At 64.2% G+C, this 17,597-nt stretch carries 14 protein-coding genes and 2 pseudogenes; 5 read left to right on the top strand and 11 right to left on the bottom strand.

The genetic code is table 11. From position 1 onward, the window contains the following. Positions 1-6: 6 nt before the first annotated feature. Entirely contained in the window at positions 7-972 is a 966-nt protein-coding gene (locus tag AC1DQ3_RS18795; protein ID WP_477121664.1) for an alpha/beta hydrolase, read from the bottom strand. Between the two features lie 170 nt (positions 973-1,142). On the opposite strand from AC1DQ3_RS18795, the gene AC1DQ3_RS18790 reads away from it, so the two are divergent. Next, the gene (locus tag AC1DQ3_RS18790; RefSeq protein WP_477121663.1) at positions 1,143-1,394 is read left to right on the top strand and encodes a hypothetical protein; all 252 of its coding nucleotides are present in this window, start codon (positions 1,143-1,145) and stop codon (positions 1,392-1,394) included. 50 nt (positions 1,395-1,444) lie between these two features. On the opposite strand, the pseudogene AC1DQ3_RS18785 reads toward AC1DQ3_RS18790, so the two are convergent. The 3 genes and pseudogenes from AC1DQ3_RS18785 to AC1DQ3_RS18775 form a co-directional block, all read right to left on the bottom strand. Further along, a pseudogene (locus AC1DQ3_RS18785) lies at positions 1,445-2,002 on the bottom strand (serine hydrolase); the annotation flags it as partial. Positions 2,003-2,035: 33 nt separating this feature from the next. Then, on the bottom strand, positions 2,036-3,157 hold the full coding sequence (locus AC1DQ3_RS18780; protein WP_477121662.1) for a CaiB/BaiF CoA transferase family protein: 1,122 nt from the start codon (positions 3,155-3,157) through the stop codon (positions 2,036-2,038). A 7-nt stretch (positions 3,158-3,164) separates the two neighbouring features. Next, positions 3,165-4,159: pseudogene (locus AC1DQ3_RS18775) on the bottom strand (Bug family tripartite tricarboxylate transporter substrate binding protein). A 102-nt stretch (positions 4,160-4,261) separates the two neighbouring features. Between AC1DQ3_RS18775 and AC1DQ3_RS18770 the strand changes: the two are divergent. Continuing rightward, a complete protein-coding gene (locus AC1DQ3_RS18770; RefSeq protein WP_477121661.1) occupies positions 4,262-5,254 on the top strand; it encodes a LysR family transcriptional regulator in 993 nt (330 codons plus the stop codon). 667 nt (positions 5,255-5,921) lie between these two features. Here the strand turns inward: AC1DQ3_RS18770 and AC1DQ3_RS18765 are convergent. The 5 genes from AC1DQ3_RS18765 to AC1DQ3_RS18745 form a co-directional block, all read right to left on the bottom strand. Beyond that, positions 5,922-7,295: an MFS transporter gene (locus tag AC1DQ3_RS18765; protein ID WP_477121660.1), complete on the bottom strand. Its 1,374-nt coding sequence runs from the start codon at positions 7,293-7,295 to the stop codon at positions 5,922-5,924. 241 nt (positions 7,296-7,536) lie between these two features. Further along, on the bottom strand, positions 7,537-8,169 hold the full coding sequence (locus AC1DQ3_RS18760; protein ID WP_477121659.1) for a pyridoxamine 5'-phosphate oxidase family protein: 633 nt from the start codon (positions 8,167-8,169) through the stop codon (positions 7,537-7,539). Then, positions 8,166-9,536 (bottom strand): adenylosuccinate synthetase, encoded by a 1,371-nt coding sequence (locus AC1DQ3_RS18755; RefSeq protein ID WP_477121658.1) that lies wholly within the window; start codon positions 9,534-9,536, stop codon positions 8,166-8,168. Before AC1DQ3_RS18755 ends, AC1DQ3_RS18760 begins: the two co-directional genes overlap by 4 nt. Positions 9,537-9,539: 3 nt before the next feature. Beyond that, entirely contained in the window at positions 9,540-10,004 is a 465-nt protein-coding gene (locus AC1DQ3_RS18750; protein ID WP_477121657.1) for a RidA family protein, read from the bottom strand. A gap of 149 nt (positions 10,005-10,153) precedes the next feature. Beyond that, positions 10,154-10,939: an AraC family transcriptional regulator gene (locus AC1DQ3_RS18745; protein WP_477121656.1), complete on the bottom strand. Its 786-nt coding sequence runs from the start codon at positions 10,937-10,939 to the stop codon at positions 10,154-10,156. Positions 10,940-11,078: 139 nt separating this feature from the next. Between AC1DQ3_RS18745 and AC1DQ3_RS18740 the strand changes: the two genes are divergently transcribed. Further along, the gene (locus AC1DQ3_RS18740; protein ID WP_477121723.1) at positions 11,079-11,939 is read left to right on the top strand and encodes an alpha/beta hydrolase; all 861 of its coding nucleotides are present in this window, start codon (positions 11,079-11,081) and stop codon (positions 11,937-11,939) included. A gap of 398 nt (positions 11,940-12,337) precedes the next feature. Here the strand turns inward: AC1DQ3_RS18740 and AC1DQ3_RS18735 are convergent, their stop codons facing one another. After that, positions 12,338-12,544 carry a hypothetical protein gene (locus tag AC1DQ3_RS18735; RefSeq protein ID WP_477121655.1) on the bottom strand — a complete coding sequence of 69 codons (207 nt, stop codon included), beginning with the start codon at positions 12,542-12,544 and terminating at the stop codon, positions 12,338-12,340. 26 nt (positions 12,545-12,570) lie between these two features. Between AC1DQ3_RS18735 and AC1DQ3_RS18730 the strand changes: the two genes are divergently transcribed. Continuing rightward, entirely contained in the window at positions 12,571-12,819 is a 249-nt protein-coding gene (locus AC1DQ3_RS18730; protein WP_477121654.1) for a type II toxin-antitoxin system Phd/YefM family antitoxin, read from the top strand. A gap of 63 nt (positions 12,820-12,882) precedes the next feature. Here AC1DQ3_RS18730 and AC1DQ3_RS18725 read toward each other — a convergent pair whose 3' ends face one another. Continuing rightward, positions 12,883-13,830 carry a LysR family transcriptional regulator gene (locus tag AC1DQ3_RS18725; protein ID WP_477121653.1) on the bottom strand — a complete coding sequence of 316 codons (948 nt, stop codon included), beginning with the start codon at positions 13,828-13,830 and terminating at the stop codon, positions 12,883-12,885. A 130-nt stretch (positions 13,831-13,960) separates the two neighbouring features. On the opposite strand from AC1DQ3_RS18725, the gene AC1DQ3_RS18720 reads away from it, so the two are divergent. Continuing rightward, positions 13,961-17,521 carry an indolepyruvate ferredoxin oxidoreductase family protein gene (locus tag AC1DQ3_RS18720; RefSeq protein ID WP_477121652.1) on the top strand — a complete coding sequence of 1,187 codons (3,561 nt, stop codon included), beginning with the start codon at positions 13,961-13,963 and terminating at the stop codon, positions 17,519-17,521. The last annotated feature ends 76 nt before the right edge of the window (positions 17,522-17,597 follow it).

Below are 17,597 nucleotides of genomic sequence, written 5' to 3'. Positions count from 1 at the left end.
TGCATTCTACCTTGGGGCAAACACCGGGAAACCGTTCACGCCATCCGGGGCTTCCGGGGCTTCCGGCGCGGTCAAACCGCCCGACTCTTCGTGCGGTGCCTCCGGCGCGATCGGCCGGGCGCCGGGTTTGCCGACCTGCAGCGCGAATTCAGCCAGTGCCTGCCAGGTCTCGCGGTGTTCGATGATGTTGGAATGGTCGGTGCCCGGTATCACCTGCCGTGCCACTTGGCCGGGCCATGCCGCGATCAGGCGCTCCGAGCATTCGTGGGGCACGACCTCGTCGGTCTCGGCAAGCAGCACCTTGGTGCTCTGGACCACCTTCTTGCAGTGCGAAATCGAGTCGAAGTGATGGCGCATCAATTGCCGCAGCGGCACCAGCGGGAAACGCTTGCGCACGATCTCCAGCAGGGAGTCGTAAGGCGTGATCAGCTGCAGGCTCTCGAAATCCTGCAGGTCCGCCAACTGGATGGCCACGCCCGTGCCCAGGCTGCGGCCGACCACGTGCACGCGCGTGCCCGGGAACCTGCGGCGCAGGTGCAGCAGGAACTGGCTGGCGTCCGCCACGGCGGCCGCTTCGGACGGCTGGCCGTCCGAATGGCCCAGGCCGCGGTAGTCCATGGTGGCAAAGCCCACGCTAGGCGGCAGCCATTCCAGGTGCCGCATGGTGTCCAGCACGTCTTCGCCACGGCCGGGGAGGTAGAACAGCAGGTCGCGCGCGGTCCGCGCGCTGCGCACGGTTTCCCCGCTTTGTTCGTCCAGCACGCCCTGCGTGCCATAGACGTAGCCGCGCAGTAGGCCGCCCGGCACCTCGTGCGAATAGGCGGTAATGCCATCCGGCAGCGCCCGCGGGGGACGGCGGCGTGCGTCGAACAGCAGCCGGCCCTGGTTCAGCGTGAGATAGGTCCAGTAACAGGTAAAGCCGCCTGCGGTCAGCAGTGCGGCGGCGAGCGCCTTGCGTGTGTGGGATTGCATGCTGGGTTCTGACGGTTGTTCTGCTTTGCTACGGCGCTATGCGGGGTGTTTGTGGTTCCCGGAGCATTTTCCAGGATTACCGCATTCGACCGCGCTTGCCACCTGCAAGTTCTTGTACGATACGCTCCACATCAACGGCGGCCAGTGCGGCCGCGTACGGAGCCAAGGGCATGACCGACCAGAACCAGCAGAACGACGAACAAAAACGCGCGGAAGAAACGCAGGCGATGGACCGCGTGGTCAACGCAACGCGCCAGGTCCAGGTGGCCTTTACCGCGCTGCAGGGACAGTTCGCGCCGCAGGGCAGCGGCAAGCCGTCGAACATGGCGCTGCAGACCTTCGACGCTGCGCTGCAGGCGCTGGAAGATGCGCAAGCAGCATTCGACGAGGTCCTCAACGACCTGCTCGACGGCAAGCGCTGAGCGGGAGACTGAAGCGGCGCCAACGGCGCCGGCTTCCTCGCTCCAGCTAGCTAGCCTTGTTGGCGCGCCTGCAGTGCCTTCACAATGGCGCGATAGGTGCGCAGGCGCAACGGTTCGAGCGAGCCGCTGGTATCCGGGTCTGTCGACAACTGCACGATGACGGTTTCACCTCGCGGTGCGATCCAGACCCGCTGGCCAAACTGCCCTCTGCAGTTGTACGAATCGTATTCGTCGTGGGCGAACCACCACTGGTCATGGTAGGAGCCGCCAGGGAGACTCTTGACCGTAAAGGCGGCGCGGTCTCCGCCCTTGCGTATGCTCGTCACCACCTCCGCCGGCACGATGGTGCGGCCATTGAAGCGCCCGTTCAGCCGCATCATTTCACCAAAGCGAGCGAGGTCACGCAGGTTGGTATTGAGGCCACCCGCCGCCCATTCGGTCTTGCTCGCGTCCAGCATCATCTCGGCATCTTGCTCGGCGCCGAGAGGCTCCCAGAAGTGCTCGGCCACCAATTGCGCCACGCTCTTGCCGCTAACCCGGCGCAGGATCCAGCCCAGCGTGTCGGTGCTGCCGCTAGCATCTGAGTCTCCTTGCTGTGATTGTGGTGGCGGCTTGGGAGTCGAGCCGCGCTTTTGCGTGGATTAGCCAGACTGTCCCGGATGTCGCCGAGCGCCGAAGCCCAGGCCAGGCGAAACCACCGCGGCATCGTCACCGTGCAGCGCTACGGTGGACAAGCGGCCATGGCGGAGCGCCTGCTCCGCGAACTCGCCCAGCTTGCGCACCTTCGCCGCAGGCACCCCGCATGTAGCCAGGCGCTCCTCGAGTTCATCGGCGCGAAGCGTCTGCAAGCGCTGCGCGAGGGCCGTCTTGAGCGCAGCCGGATCGCGGGAGCGCACGAAGGCGACAGGCGATTCCGCATTTAGCGGTTCGGCGAAATAGGCCGGGTCGGTGGCCAGGTGGGACAGTTCGAGTACTTCGAGAAGCCGCAGCAACTGGCGCGGCGTATTGGCACCGAGCGAGATCCAGCCGTCGCTGGTAGCAAAGAAGTCTGCCGTCGGGCTGCCCGAATAGCCCTGGTTGCCCACCCGCGCGGGCGAGGTGCCATTGGTCAGCGCTTCGCAGGCAAAGGAGTACATCAACTGCATGGCCGCGCCAGTCATGGAGACATCGAGCTGGATGGCGCAGCCGCTGCGATCGCGTTCGCGCAGACCGGCCAGGATCGCCAGCGCGGCCTGCATGCCAGTGGCTGCGTCGACCACCGGGAAGCCGGTCTTGATCGGCGGATCGTTTTCATTGCCAGCCAGGAAGGCCATGCCGGTGGCTGCCTGGATCACGTGGTCGTAAGCCGGCCGGCCGGACCAGTCGGCGCCTGCGCGGCCATAGCCCGAGATGGAGCAATACACCACGCGCGGATTCACCGCGCGGACCGCCTCGACGCCGAGGCCAAAGCGCTCGAGCACGCCGGGGCGAAGGTTGTCGACGACCACGTCGCAGGTGGCGGCGAGAGCCAGTGCGTCGGCCCGGCCCGATGCACTGCCCAGGTCGATGTCACGACAGTCCTTGCCAGCGTTGAGAGCGAGAAAGCCCTGTCGGCCTTTCTCAGTCCGGCGCATCACATCGCCGCCATTGGCGTTTTCCATCTTCAGCACCTCGGCGCCGAGCTGCGACAGATAGAACGTTGCCAGGGGGCCTGCAATGACATGCGAAAAATCCAGCACGCGCACGCCGGCGAGGGGAGAGAACGAGATATCTGTGGCGGTCATGTGTAGCTCACTGAAGCGAAATGTGGTTCCGCTCGACGATTTGACGATACTTGGTCATTTCATCGGCGACGAAGCGATCAAAGGCTTCCGGGCTCGGCGTGGGGTCAATCACCGAACCCGCTTTCTGGTAGAAGTCGCGCGTGGCCGGGTCATTCAGCGCTTTGAGAAAGGCAGCATGCAGGCGCGCGACCACAGGCTTTGGGAGCCCGGCGGGCGCCCAGATTCCGCTCCACGAATCGAGTGCGAGATCGGTTCGGCCCAGCGCCTCGTTCAAGGTTGGCACTTGCTGCAGGCCGGGCAAGCGATGCGCGGAGGTGACCGCCAGTGCGCGTACCTTGCCGTTCTCGATCTGCGGCACGGCGGTCGAGGCTACCGGGAAGCCGAGTGCCGCATCGCCTCTGATCAGCGCAGGCACGATCTCGACCGAACCCTTGTAGGGCACATGGACCAAGTCAATCGCGGCGGCGTTGGCGAGGGCGGCGCCCGATAAATGGGCGGCACTGCCAATGCCGCCAGATGCATAGTTGAGCGTGCCCGGTGCCTTGCGCGCCGCCGCCACCAGTTCCGCCACCGTGCGGTAGGGCGAGGTGGTCTTCACGAGCAGGGACTGTAGCCGGAACGGATGATGTGAGTGAAGCTAGCGACGGGGTCGAATCTGACCGAGGGCTGCAGCAGCTTCTGCGTCACATGCGTGGAGGCGCCTAGCATCAGGGTATAGCCGTCAGCCGGTTGCTGGGCCATAAGTTCGGCGGCGAGGATGCCGCCAGCGCCGACCTTGTTCTCCACGACCACCGGCTGCCCCAGTTCGCGCGAGGCGGCTTCAGCCAGCTTGCGTGCCTGGATATCAGGCCCGCCGCCGGCAGCGTAAGGCACGATCAGATGTAGCGGCCGGTTGGGAAAACTGGCTTCAGCGGCGGCCGCTGCAGGGCTCACGGTACCTGCTGCGGCGATCGCCATGCCCAAGCCGGGCAGGCATGCCAGAAGTTTGCCTATCAGGCGCATTGCTTGTCTCCTCAATCCGGAATGGATTCTTGTGCCAACATTGTCGGAGCTGGATAATTTCCTGTAAATTATTAGTTCATAATCCAGTCATCACGTTTAGTTATGAGCAAGATATCGCCTCACGCCAGCAACCTGGCCCAGCGGAATGCTGCGCGCGCGCCCCGGCTGGATCGCTTGCGCATCCGGCATTTGCGCTTCCTCGAACTGGTGGCGGAGCACGGGTCGCTGTCGGCGGCGGCCGAACAACTGGCACTCAGCCAGCCGGCAGCCACCAAGATGCTGCATGAACTGGAGGCCGCCTTCGGTGCGGAACTGGTAGCACGCACCACGCGTGGCGCGGCGCTGGCCCCCGCGGGTCTGTTGGTGCTGGACCGCCTGCGCATCGCACTCAGTGCGCTTGCGGCAGCGGCACAATCGATGGAAGAAGCGCCGCCGATACCGGTGGTACGGCTGGGCGTGCTGCCGCTCGTCGGCGTGGTTGCCCTGCCGAGGCTGCTGGCGGCTATCGCCGCGCGGCCCAACTGCCCAAGGCTTGTCGTGCACGAGTCCACCGTGGCCGGGCTGCTCGGGATGCTCCGCAGCGGTGACCTCGACTGCGTGGTCGGCCGCGTAGGGTCCGATCTGGAAGAGCCTGCGGCGAGCGAGTTGTTGGTGACGCCGCTGTGGGAAGAGCGTCTTGCCATAGCCTGCGCACTGGACCACCCGGTGGGGCGCAAGCGTATGGTCGGATTGGCTGAACTACGCGAGCTGGACTGGGTAGTGACGCCACGCGGCGCGCACACGCGCCAGGTGTTTGAGGAGCCTTTCCTGTCGATCGGCATCGTGCCACCACGTCCCACGGTCGAATCGTTCTCCTTCCACACCAATCTGTGTGTGGTGGCGAAAAGCAGGCTGCTTACCGTGGCCCCGGAAAGCGCGGTACGGCACTACGCGCAGCTAGGCATGGTGCGTACGGTACGCCACGCTATCTCGTTCCCGGCGGGCCGCACTGTGTTTATCACGCGAGGGGATATGGCGGATTCGCCCAGCGTGATGTTGATTCGGGAGGGGCTGGTCAACCTGATGGCAGAGGCAGCAGCGGGAGGGCTAGCTTAAGTCAGCTACAGTAGTGCCCACATTCATCGCCTGCGGGCCGCAAGCACACGTTTGCATGACGGTACAGCGCTGCTTTCATCCGGAACTGCCGAACATCCGCAACGGCCGAAAAGCGGCCTCCAGGCTCGGAAGGCCGGAGGGCGGTTCACAACCCAATTCGGCCGTTGGCAGGCCTATGCTGCAAGCAGCAATGGGGCTGCGGATTCAACCGGTCGATGCAACGGATTGATGGATTCGTACAGCCGGCGTATCGACCGGTCGAATCCGCAGGCCGAAGCCGACACTCGCCATGTCGCATGCCCTGTCCCGACAACCTCGGATGACCGGCTTCAAGCCACCACGCTGCCGTGCCGCCCCCATCGTTGCATCGCGTGGCTGTCGGTGGCAGCGAGATACTGGACCACCCGATCCAGCAACCATAGAGTGATGCCAGCCGATTCCGCCAGGTTCATCGCCAGGTGCAGATCCTTGCCGACCACATTTTGAAGTCGAGCGAACGCGGCCTCGGATATGCCCCATGCCTCGTAGTAGCTCTTGCAGGTCAGCGAGGTGGGAACCTGGCGAATTGGATGCTCGTTGCAACGACACTACAGTCGATAGCACGATCTCGGGCACTAGCAGCCGCCACCTGAGGTGGTGTCCAACAGACAGCGCGCCGCCGGCCTCGTCATTCGGCAATGGTCTCCAGCGCTTTCCCTCGCGTTTCAATGCCGAACCTGTAGACGATCATTGCCGCGGCAAGGAAGCACATCGCACCGAGACAGAACACGCCAGCCTGACCGGCGATCGGCAATACCAGCCCGACCAGCGTCGGCCCGAGCAACGAGCCGATCCGCCCGACGGTCGACGCCATACCGCAGCCGGACGCCCGCGCCCGCGTCGGATAGAGCTCGGGCGTATAGGTATAGAGCACCGCCCACATGCCGAACATGAAAAACTGCATCATGCCGCCTGAAATCAAGAGCGTCATGGCGTCCGGATTGGAGCCCGCGACCTTTCCGTAGAGGAATACCATGCAAGCTCCGCCCACGAGCGTGGTCACGCATGCAGGCTTGCGTCCCCAACGCTCGACGGCGAACGCCGCCCAGAGGAAGCCCGGAATGCCGCCGATGGAAATGTAGATCGTGTAGAGCACAGATTGGCTCACGCCGAGCCCCGACTGCTGCAGCAATGCGCCGATCCACGTGTTCAGCCCGTAGAAGCCCAACAGTGCGAAGAACCACAGTCCCCAGACCGTTAATGTCCGGCTCCTGTACTCGCGCGACCAGAGCACGCGCAGACCGGAGGTCTCCGGCTCGGCAGCCGACAGCGCAGGCATGATCTCCGGCAGCGACGACAGCTTCAATTTCCGCATGACCACTTTCTCGATACGATCCACGATGCCGGAGGCCTCCTCGTGACGGCCTTTCGATTCGAGCCAGCGCGGCGATTCGGGGACATAGCGCCGTACGACGAACAGAAAGAGGGCGGGAATTGCCCCCAACAGGAACATCGTTCGCCATGTATAGGCACTGAGCACGTAATAGGACATCAGGCCCGCACAGATAAAGGCGATCGGCCAGTTGCCGTCCATCAATGCCAGATACTTGCCGCGCTGGCGCGCCGGGATGAACTCCGACATCAGGGTCTGCGCCAACGGCAGCTCCATGCCCATACCGAGCCCGAGAAGCAATCGATACGCGGCTAGCACTTGCGGGCTGTCGGCGGTCGAGCAGAGATAGCTGCCTACGCCCCAGATGATCATGCTGACCTGGAACACCGGTTTGCGGCCGAACGTGTCCGCCAGCACGCCGGAACTTAGCGCACCGATTCCCATCCCTACGAAACTGGCGCTCCCGAGCATGCCGGCCTGCGCGGACGTCAACCCGAACTCGGTGCGAATAGACCCCAGCAGATACGTCATCATAGCCAGGTCGAGATTATCGAAGAAGAACGCCAGCGCAATGATGGCGAAGAGCGATCGGTGATACCCACACACCGGCAACCGTTCCAAACGGTCTCCGGTGCGCACGCGCATCAACTCGAGATGGGTGAGCTTCATATTGTCTCCAGTAGTTCTTGTGCCGGCACCGGGAGTGCCGGCCGAAAGCGATAGCGCGATGCCGCGATATCGCTTGCTACTGTCGCGTGGATGCGTTTCCGAAGCGCGTGCCGGAACGCCAAGCTCTAGCTCGCAGATGCCATGGAATATTGCCGAAGCAGAATGGCTTGAAGATAAAAAAAAGAGGTGCCTGAGCACCCCTCCTGTCATGCGATTTGCAAAGCGAAACTTGGAGCGATAGCTATCTTCCTTCCCGGGCGAACCTGTGAGGGTCGAACGCCTCCGGTGCCAATCCGGATAGTGTGGCGCCCGCCTGGAAGGGATAGCGAAGATACGGCGCCTTCAGCTGTCCGGGCGGAGAGTACTGTCCGTCGGCGAGGATGCGTTTCTTTGCAGTCATCTCGCGAATCTCGCATCGATACGCCACGATCTGATTGGCCGCGCCATCCTCGATCGGCGAGTAATCCTTCTCAGGGCGGAACTTGTCGAGTGCCTGATACTGGTGCGCGCGCACCTCGTCCGTACTATCGCGCAGTACGACCATGCAGCGGGCGATGACGCTGTAGTACTCCAGGCTCGTATTCTGGCCCTTGGGTGCCTTAAGCAGCGCGACGGGCCGGTCGATTTCGATCGTGACCAGCGGATTGGCGCGGATCGCGGCGGCGAGCTTGCCGAAGCGCGAACTGTGTATCAGGAACGCGTCGCCGGTAAAGGTGAAGCTCTGCGCCGTGACGTAGGGGTACGGCGCATCGTGGACGGCGACCCTGCAGATCAGTTCGTCCTTCAGAAACGCTTCAATCGCTTCCCAGTCGGTCCATGCGAGGTCAGTCCGACGCATGGCGCTGTCGAGATAGGATGGTGTTGTAGCGGTCATTTCATATCCTCCTGCTGTTCTTCAAACATGCGCATCTGCTCTCGCCCGGGGCCCAGTCCGATCTCCCGCAGAGGCCGGCCGATGACCTCTTCGGCGCGCGCGAGCAGAGCCACCAACTGCGGAGGGAGCGGAGCGGCGGGATCCAGCGGAATCGCCGCTTCACCGAAGGCGGGGAAGCGGATGGTATGGCGACCACCGGCATAGCCTTGACCGACCATGACCGGAATGCCTTGGTCCGCGCAGCGGGCGAATGCCGCCAGACTGTCGCATTTGTTCAGGAAGACCTCGTCGATGCCGAACTGGTGCACGGCGAGCCGGAGTTGCGCGAGATCTAACACTCCGACGCGGCGCGGCCTGCCGGTTCCGGTCCCGTACTCGTTCGACAGCATGCGGAGTGCCATGCCGATGCCGAAATCGTCGTCCCCAGCGAGCAGCGCGAGGGCGTTGGCCCCAGCGGCTTCGTCGGCCTTGCCGCGTCCCGAGCGCGCGGCGTCGGCACAATAGCGCTCGGATCGTTCTCCTCCAAGTTCGGTCGGCAAAGGTCCACTGCCGACGCGCGAGACGATCGCCTTGGCCACGCCGATCGTCTTGCGGTGGTACTTGCACGGCAAATCGCCACCCACGTAGGCATACGAGGGCAAGGTATGGCTGGAAGTGACCCACGGCTGTTCGCCATGTACGACGTCGAGCATCACGGACTGCGCGCCTTCGAAGAGAACCCTTTCCCCCTGTTCCACCCGACGCGGCAGCCAGAGTGGATCGTCCGTCACGAACGGCCGCACGACGTCCCACGCTTCGCGCATCCGGTTCACGGCATTGGCGAGTTCGCCTTCCTTGCGCATTGCGGCAGCCCGATTCAGCTTTTCGAATACCTCGTCGGCGTCCCGCAACAGGTCCCGAAGTTGGAAGGAGGATCTCTCGCCGTCGTGCATCCGGACTGCGAGGTCCGCGTAGCAGGGCCCAATGCCGTTTCCCGTCGTGCCGATTTGTCCGCCTTCATTGCGATCGCGCAGCACGTGGACCGGCTGGACAAGTGCGCATCGGTCGCTGATCGTCAGTCGACCGGCGAGATCGATCCCGTATGCGGCGAGCATCTCGAGCTCGCTCGCCAGTTGCTGCAAGCCGATGACGCAGCCAGATCCGATATAGAGTGCGACCCGCCTATGCAATACCCCGGACGGGATCTGCCGCAAGCGCAATTCCCCGCTGGCAGTGACAATCGTATGACCCGCATTGGCACCGCCGTTGAAGCGCGCGATCACGTCGTAGGCGTCGGCGAGATGATCCACCACCCGCGCCTTTCCTTCGTCGCCATATTGCAAGCCGACCAGGACGTCGGCGTACCCGGTTTTTGTCTGTGTTTCCATTGCTCAGGCATCCAGGACAAACGTGGCTTCGATCTCGACTGGCGCGTCGAAGGGCAGGCTCGCGACCCCCATGGCCACGCGGGCATGACGCCCTCTCTCGCCAAAAATCTCGTTGAGAAGCTCTGAAGCGGCGTTGATCACCGCAGGCGCGTCATGAAACCCCGGCTGCGCCGCCACGTAGCCACCCACTCGAACGATGCCCCGGATCCGCTCGAGATTACCGTCCGTTGCGGCTGCGGCCCAGCCGAGCAGATTGGCCAAGCAAAGCCGCGCCGCCGCGCGGGCATCTTCCACGGTGACTTCTCCAGGTACCTTGCCGACGAATTCGGGCTTGCCGCCTTTCAGCGGCAACTGCCCTGACACCGTCAGGAGGCCGTTGTGTACTGTGTATGGTGCGTACAGAGCCCTGGGAATTTCGGTGGCGGGCAGGACGATCCCGGCCGCCTCGATACGCTCGATGACTGACATGCTGACTCCTCGATTTGGACAAGTACCGACGGAGAAAGCACGCTGCCGCAACCGTCGGCCGCTTGACTGTGCCGCACGGCCGAGATAGTGACCGGCGTCCCGACGCCAGTTACTGTCGCGCAGATGCCAATCCATCCTGCGGGGCGGCGTTAGCCACCTGCGGCATCCCGGAAATACTCGGTGGGCGTCATCCCGAGCGCCCGGCGAAACATGGCGCTGAAGGCGCTGGGACTCTCGTATCCGAGCTGCAGTGCGATGTCGGTCACGTGGCATCCTTCGGCCAGGAGGCGAACGGCAGCCATCAGTCGCGCCTGCTGTTTCCACCGGCTATAGGTCAGTCCGGTTTCTTCGGGAAAGAGACGGATGATGGTGCGCTCGCTGGCGCCGACGAACTGGCTCCACTCCTGTACCGACGTTTCGTCGGAAGGATCGTCGAGGATCCTTGCGCAGATCTTGCTTAGCCGGTTGTCCTTGGGCATGGGCAAGTGAAGGGGGACCACGGAAAGGGGCCGCAGCTCATGCAGCAGAAGCTGGACTACTACGCCGTCGCGTCCGTCCTGCTCGTACTCGACCGGCATGCGCACGACGGCGGAAATCAGTTCTCGGAGCAGCGGCGGCACCGCAACGACGCAGCAAGTCTGCAATTCCGCCGGGATGGCGTCCTCGCGAATGTAGACGGTGCGCATCTCGACGTCGCCGCAAGCCTGCATGGCGTGCCGGACATTGCACGGCACCCAGACGGCGCGCTGGGGAGGCACGACCCATGAGCCATAGTCGGTCGATACCGAGATGGCGCCGACGTAAGCGTAGATGAGTTGGCCGCGCGGATGTGAGTGCGTGTCGATATAGAAGCCGTCCGCAAGGGTCCGCGCCATCCCGCCGATCGGCCGGCCTATGGCCTGATAGTCGTCCCGGTTCTCGCTCTTTCCAAACATGGCCTCTCCGCGATAGTCACTGTCATCTGCTGGCGCGCGAGGATCTGGCGCAGGCAAGTATCTTTGGTCGGACGCCAACGAGCGTCGCAACTTGCAAAAGGAATCGGCCGATCGATTCCAACAGTCTGGAGCCAAAGTAATGTCAGTGTATCGAAACTTCAAGCAGGAAGAGCTGGACAAGCAGTACAACGTTAGGGCGGGTATTCCCGGCTTCCAGGATATCTTTCAGACTTGGGCGAAGGTCAGCGAGAACTTCCGCCTGACCCACCGCGTCATGGAGAGTCGTGCGTACGGGCCCGACGCCAAGCAGACGCTCGATTTTTTCCCGGCCGCCAACAAGGGCCGTCCGCTGCTGGTCTTCATTCACGGGGGATACTGGCAGTCTCTGGACAAATCCGACTTCAGCTACATTGCCTCGCCTTACCTGAAGCGCGACATCAATGTTGCGGTGGTCAACTACCGGCTGGCGCCGGAAGTGGGGATGTCGGAGATTGTCCGCGACAATCGCGACGCGGTGATATGGCTCTATCGCAACGCTGGGGAACTCGGCGGCTTCGATGCCAACAGGATCTATGTCTCGGGGCACTCCGCTGGCGGACATCTCACAGCAATCCTGGCGGGCACCAACTGGGTGAACTTCGGCGTTCCGGCTGATCTGCTCAAGGGCGGTTGCGCGATCAGTGGGCTGTACGACCTCGAACCGATCCGGCTTTGCTATCTCAACAAGGTGGTGCAACTGACCGAGACGGACGTCGCCGCCTACAGCCCCGTCTCTCATCTGCCGAAGGTGAGGCTGCCGATGATTCTCACTGTGGGCGGCGATGAGTCGCCAGAATACCACCGGCTCCAGCGCGAATACCAGACGCTACTGGAAGCAAATGGCTTCGACGTGCAGGTGGTCGAACAGAGGCGAGGCCACCATTTCGACGCTGTCGACCTGCTTGGTGACGGCAATGGCGTCCTTGCCGAAGCGGTACTGCGCTTGATCGAAAGCGCTTGATGCATTCGCTGCCGACTTGAAGCCGCATCTGCTTGCACAGTGGCTGTCCTTCGCCCATTGGTCACATGCGACCGAGGTCGAGGGCGCGAGTAGTGATCGAGGCTATTTATGAAGAGTTGGCCGTGGACCCGGCAGCACGCACGGAGTACCGTAACGGTGCAATATGGCGTCCATTCCAGCGGACCGTTCTTATCCGGCATGGCTTGAGCGTGGGCTTTTGTCCAGTCTACGGGCGATTTCGTCCTTGACGAGAGCCCCATCAAGCCAACGATAACAACACGCCTTGTTTCCTCCTGCAGTTGGTGGTGGCTTCGTGCAGTCTTTTTGGAGCCGCCACCTTGCTCTCGAACTTGAGCCAGGCGCCTCGTGGGGCACGATCCGTGCGCAGGTGGATCCCCTCAGCAGCCGTTCTCGGGCGTCGCAACCTCAATGAGTGCTGCCATGAAACTGGCGCAAGAATCGGCCCAATGGCGGAAGTGGCGGAACTTCAGTCGTTCGTTGAGTGGTGTGCCAATGACCGGGATGGCTCGAAGCAGCCGTCCATCCTCAACTTTGAGCAGCTCGCGCTTGCGACTCTCGCGAAAATGACTTGCTTGGATAGTCATTTGCAGTGGCATGATCACTATGTCTGATGACCAGGGGCTATCGTGCAGCGAAATCAAATATCGAAAACCGAGTCAAGGCGAAGGCGCTTGAGTTCTTCCGGCAGGTCGAGGCGTCGGGTGAGAGCGTGATCGTGACAGATCACGGCAGGCCGGCACTTGAGGTGCGGCGCTTCCGTGGCACTGACCGGAATCCGTTGGACGTGTTGCGGGGGACGGTTGTCCGCTATGACAACCCAACAGAGCCGGTGGACGTGGAGTGGGAGGCGGCTCGGTAATTGCGTGGCGATTTGGCGCAGCGGCGCATCGGTTGCGCTGCGCACTGCCCCTCTAGCTTCAGTCTAGCTGCCGCTGGCATGGATCAGGAACTCGCGCATGGCGTCCGCCGCCTTCTCCAGCTTGCGTCCGGGCTGCCATAACAGCCCGACCTCCATGTCCGGCACGCCGTCGGCAATCGCCCGTGCCTCGATCTGCTTGCCTTCCAGCGACCACGGGCGGTACACCATGTCGGACAGCACGGTCACGCCGAAACCGTGCGCCACCAGCCCGCGCAGCGCCTCCATCGCGCTGGTGCGAAACGCAATCGACGGAGCCAGCCGCTTGCTGCGCCAGTAGCGCAGCGTGGAGCGCTCGCCTTCGTCCACCGTGAGCAGGATGTAGGGATGCGCCGCGATGTCTTTCAGCGTCAGCCGCGGCAGCGCCAGCAAGGGGTGCGATGGCGATGCCCAGAGCTGCCGCCGCGAGCGGATCAGCGTGTGGTGGGCAAAGCGCTGCAGCTTCTCGATATTGGACAGCAGGCCGATGCCAAGCTCGATCTCGCCCGACAGCACGGCCTGCTCGATGCCTGGGCGGTCCATATCGTGCAGGTCGAAGTCCACATCCGGATAGTTGGTGCGAAAGCGCGCCAGCAGCCCTGGCAGCAGGTAGCCCAGCACGGTGTAGGAGGCCGCCAGGCTGACCTTGCCACGCAGGTTGTGTGCCTGGAAGCGCGGTTCGCGCAACGTGTCCTGCACGGCCTCCAGGATCTGGCGGGCGCGCTGGTGCAGCCGGTGGCCCTCGGCCGTCAACGCCACGCCATGCGGCAGGCGGTCGAAGAGGCGTACGCCGAGTTGCTGCTCCAGCATCAGCACGGCATTGGTAATAGCCGATTGCGACACATGCTCGGCCGTGGCCGCCATCGAGAACTGGCCGGTTTCCGCCGCCGCGGCGAAGTAGCGGAATTGCCGCAGGGTGATTTCCTTGGCAATGCGCTGCCCGCCGTCTTCCTTTCCGTGCCGCTCTTTCGCCATGGGCGCTCCAGATATGCGTTTTCCAGATACCTGATCTCTGAATTCATGATTTTACGATATCGACGCGACTTCCTACACTCAGCACAGCCACAGCCCACCACAGCCAGAAGAGCGTACGGAGACAGCATCGATGAATGCCCCCCTATCCCAAGCCCAGCAAGATGCGCTAGCGTCGGTTTCCCTGGACGACAAGTACACCCTTGAGAAAGGCCGCGTCTACCTGAGCGGCACCCAGGCGCTGGTGCGCCTGCCGATGCTGCAAAAGGCGCGCGACCGTGCCGCCGGGCTGAATACCGCAGGCTTCATCTCCGGCTATCGCGGCTCCCCGCTGGGCGGGGTGGACCAGGCGCTATGGAAGGCCAAGAAGCACCTGGCCGCCAGCGACGTGGTGTTCCAGCCCGGGGTCAACGAGGACCTGGCGGCCACCGCCGTGTGGGGTACCCAGCAGGTCAACCTGTTCCCGGATGCCACCCGCGACGGCGTGTTCTCGATGTGGTACGGCAAGGGCCCGGGGGTGGACCGCTCCATCGACGTGCTCAAGCATGCGAACTCGGCCGGCTCGTCGAAGCATGGCGGCGTGCTGGTGCTGGCCGGCGACGATCATGCCGCCAAGTCGTCCTCGGTGGCGCACCAGTCCGAGCACGTGCTGCTGGCCTCCGGCATCCCGGTGCTGTATCCGTCCAATGTGCAGGAATATCTCGACTACGGCCTGCATGGCTGGGCCATGAGCCGCTACTCCGGCCTGTGGGTGTCGATGAAATGCGTGACCGACGTGGTGGAATCCACCGCCTCGGTCGAGGTCGATCCCGAACGCGTCAGGATCGTGCTGCCGGAGGACTTCGCCATGCCCGACGGTGGCCTCAATATCCGCTGGCCCGACCCGCCGCTGGCGCAGGAAGCTCGCCTGCTCGACCACAAATGGTATGCGGCGCTGGCCTATGTCCGCGCCAACAAGCTCAACCGCGTGGTGCTGGACTCGCCCAACGCGCGCTTCGGCATCATGACCGCCGGCAAGGCCTATCTCGATGTGCGCCAGGCGCTGTCGGACCTCGGCCTGGACGATGACACCTGCCGCCGCATCGGCATCCGCGTATTCAAGGTGGGCTGCGTATGGCCGCTGGACGCGCACGACGCGCGCGACTTCGCCACCGGCCTGGAAGAGATCCTGGTGGTGGAAGAAAAGCGCCAGATCCTCGAATACGCGCTCAAGGAAGAGCTCTACAACTGGCGTGACGACGTGCGCCCCAAGGTCTACGGCAAGTTCGACGAACGCGGCAACCACGGCGGCGAATGGTCGCTGCCGCGCGGCAACTGGCTGCTGCCCGCGCACTACGAGCTGTCGCCGGCGCTGATCGCCAAGGCCATCGCCACCCGGCTGGAAAAGAGCGACCTGCCATCCGACGTGCGCGAGCGCATCGCCGCGCGCGTCGCGCTGATCGAGGCCAAGGAGCGCGAAGCCGCGCGCCCGCGCATCTCGGTGGAGCGCAAGCCCTGGTTCTGCTCGGGCTGCCCGCATAACACCTCGACGCGCGTGCCCGCAGGCTCGCGCGCGCTGGCCGGCATCGGCTGCCACTATATGGCGATGTGGATGGACCGCAATACCGACACCTTCAGCCAGATGGGCGGCGAGGGCGTGGCGTGGACCGGACAGATGCATTTCACCGGCGAGAAGCATGTGTTCGTCAACCTTGGCGATGGCACGTACTTCCACTCGGGGCTGCTGGCGATCCGTGCGGCCATCGCGTCCAAGGCCTGCATCACCTACAAGATCCTGTTCAACGACGCCGTGGCGATGACCGGCGGCCAGCCCGTGGACGGCGTGCTGACCGTGCCGCAGATTGCGCACCAGGTGCTGGCCGAAGGCGCCAGCAAGATCGTGGTGGTGACCGACGAGCCGGAGAAGTACGGCGATGGCGGCATGCTGCCCGGCGGCGTCACGGTGCATCACCGCGACCAGCTTGACGACATCCAGGTCCAGTTGCGCGATACCGCCGGCGTCACCATCCTGATCTACGACCAGACCTGCGCCACCGAGAAACGCCGCCGCCGCAAGCGCGGCACCATGGCCGATCCGGCCAGGCGCGCCTTTATCAACGACGCGGTCTGCGAAGGTTGCGGCGACTGCTCGGTCAAGTCCAACTGCCTGTCGGTGGAGCCGCTGGAAACCCCGCTGGGCACCAAGCGCAAGATCAACCAATCCTCGTGCAACAAGGACTTCTCCTGCGTCAACGGCTTTTGCCCGAGCTTTGTCACGGCGCAAGGCGCGCAGGTGCGCAAGCCCGCCGCGGCCGGCGGCAAGGGCGCGGGCGCCGATTTCGGCGCGCTGCCGCAACCGGTGCTACCCGCGCTGGATCGGCCCTATGGCGTACTGGTAACGGGCGTCGGCGGCACTGGCGTGGTCACCATTGGCGGCTTGCTCGGCATGGCCGCGCACCTGGAGCAAAAGGGCGTGACCGTGCTCGACATGGCCGGCCTGGCGCAAAAGGGCGGTGCGGTGATCAGCCATGTGCAGATCGCGCCGACTCCCGCAGCCCTGCATGCCACGCGCATCGCGACCGGCGAAGCGCGGCTGGTGATCGGCTGCGATGCGATCGTATCCGCCTCGCCGGAGGTCCTGTCCAAGACCCGCATCGATGTGACGGCGGCTGCCATCAACAGCGCCAGCACGCCGACCGCCGACTTCATCAAGAACCCGAACTGGAAATTCCCGGGCGCTTCGGCCGAGCAGGACCTGCGCGCCAGCGTAGGCGAGGCCTGCGCCTTCATCGACGCCAATGCGTGGGCAGTCAAGCTGCTGGCCGATTCGATCTACTCCAACCCGCTGCTGCTGGGCTTCGCCTGGCAAAAGGGCTGGGTGCCGCTGCAGCGCGACAGCCTGGTGCGGGCCATCGAACTGAACGGCGTGTCGGTCGAGAAGAACCTGCTGGCCTTCGACTGGGGCCGCTATCTGGCGCACCATGGCGAGGCAGCACTGCGCGCGCAATTGCAACCGGCACCGCGCGCCCAGGTGGTGGCCATGCCGGAAACGCTCGATGGCGTGATCCGCCAGCGCGAAGCCCTGCTCACGGCCTACCAGAACCCGGCATACGCCGCCAGGTACCGCGCCGTGGTCGACAGCATGCGCGCTGCCGAGAAGCGCGTGGGCGCCGACGCCCGCCTGCCGCTGGCCGAAGCCGTGGCGCGCAACCTGGCCAGGCTGATGGCCTACAAGGACGAGTACGAGGTCGCCCGCCTGTATGCCGACCCCGCCTTCCTCGACAAGCTGCGCGCGCAGTTCGAAGGCGAACCCGGCCGCGACTACCAGCTCAGCTTCCACCTGGCGCCGCCGTTGCTGGCAAAGCGGGACTCGCATGGCCATCTGGTCAAGCGGCGATTCGGCCCGGCCATGCTGACGGCCTTCCGCTTGCTGGCGCGGGCCAAGGGCCTGCGCGGCACCGCCTTCGACGTGTTCGGCAAGACCGCCGAGCGGCGCGCGGAACGCAGGCTGATCGAGGATTACATCGCCATGGTGCAGGAGTTCAGCGCCACGCTGAGCGCGGATCGCCTGGATACGGCGGTGGCGCTGGCCAGCCTGCCCGACGACATCCGCGGCTTCGGGCATGTCAAGGAAGCGAATATGGAGAAGGCGGCGGCGCGGCGCGCTGCACTGCTGGCGCAGTATCGCGGTGAGGCCGCTCGGGTGGCTGCCTGAGAGATCCCGGAGGGAGTGTCCGATGGGCTGGCGCGCGGCAGCAATGGTGAGCGCCGGCCCGGATGCGCCGCGCCGC

Source organism: Cupriavidus sp. 01T418, from assembly GCF_056398885.1.
Note: the sequence above shows the minus strand (reverse complement) of the source record. Positions and strands in the feature narration are given on the sequence as shown.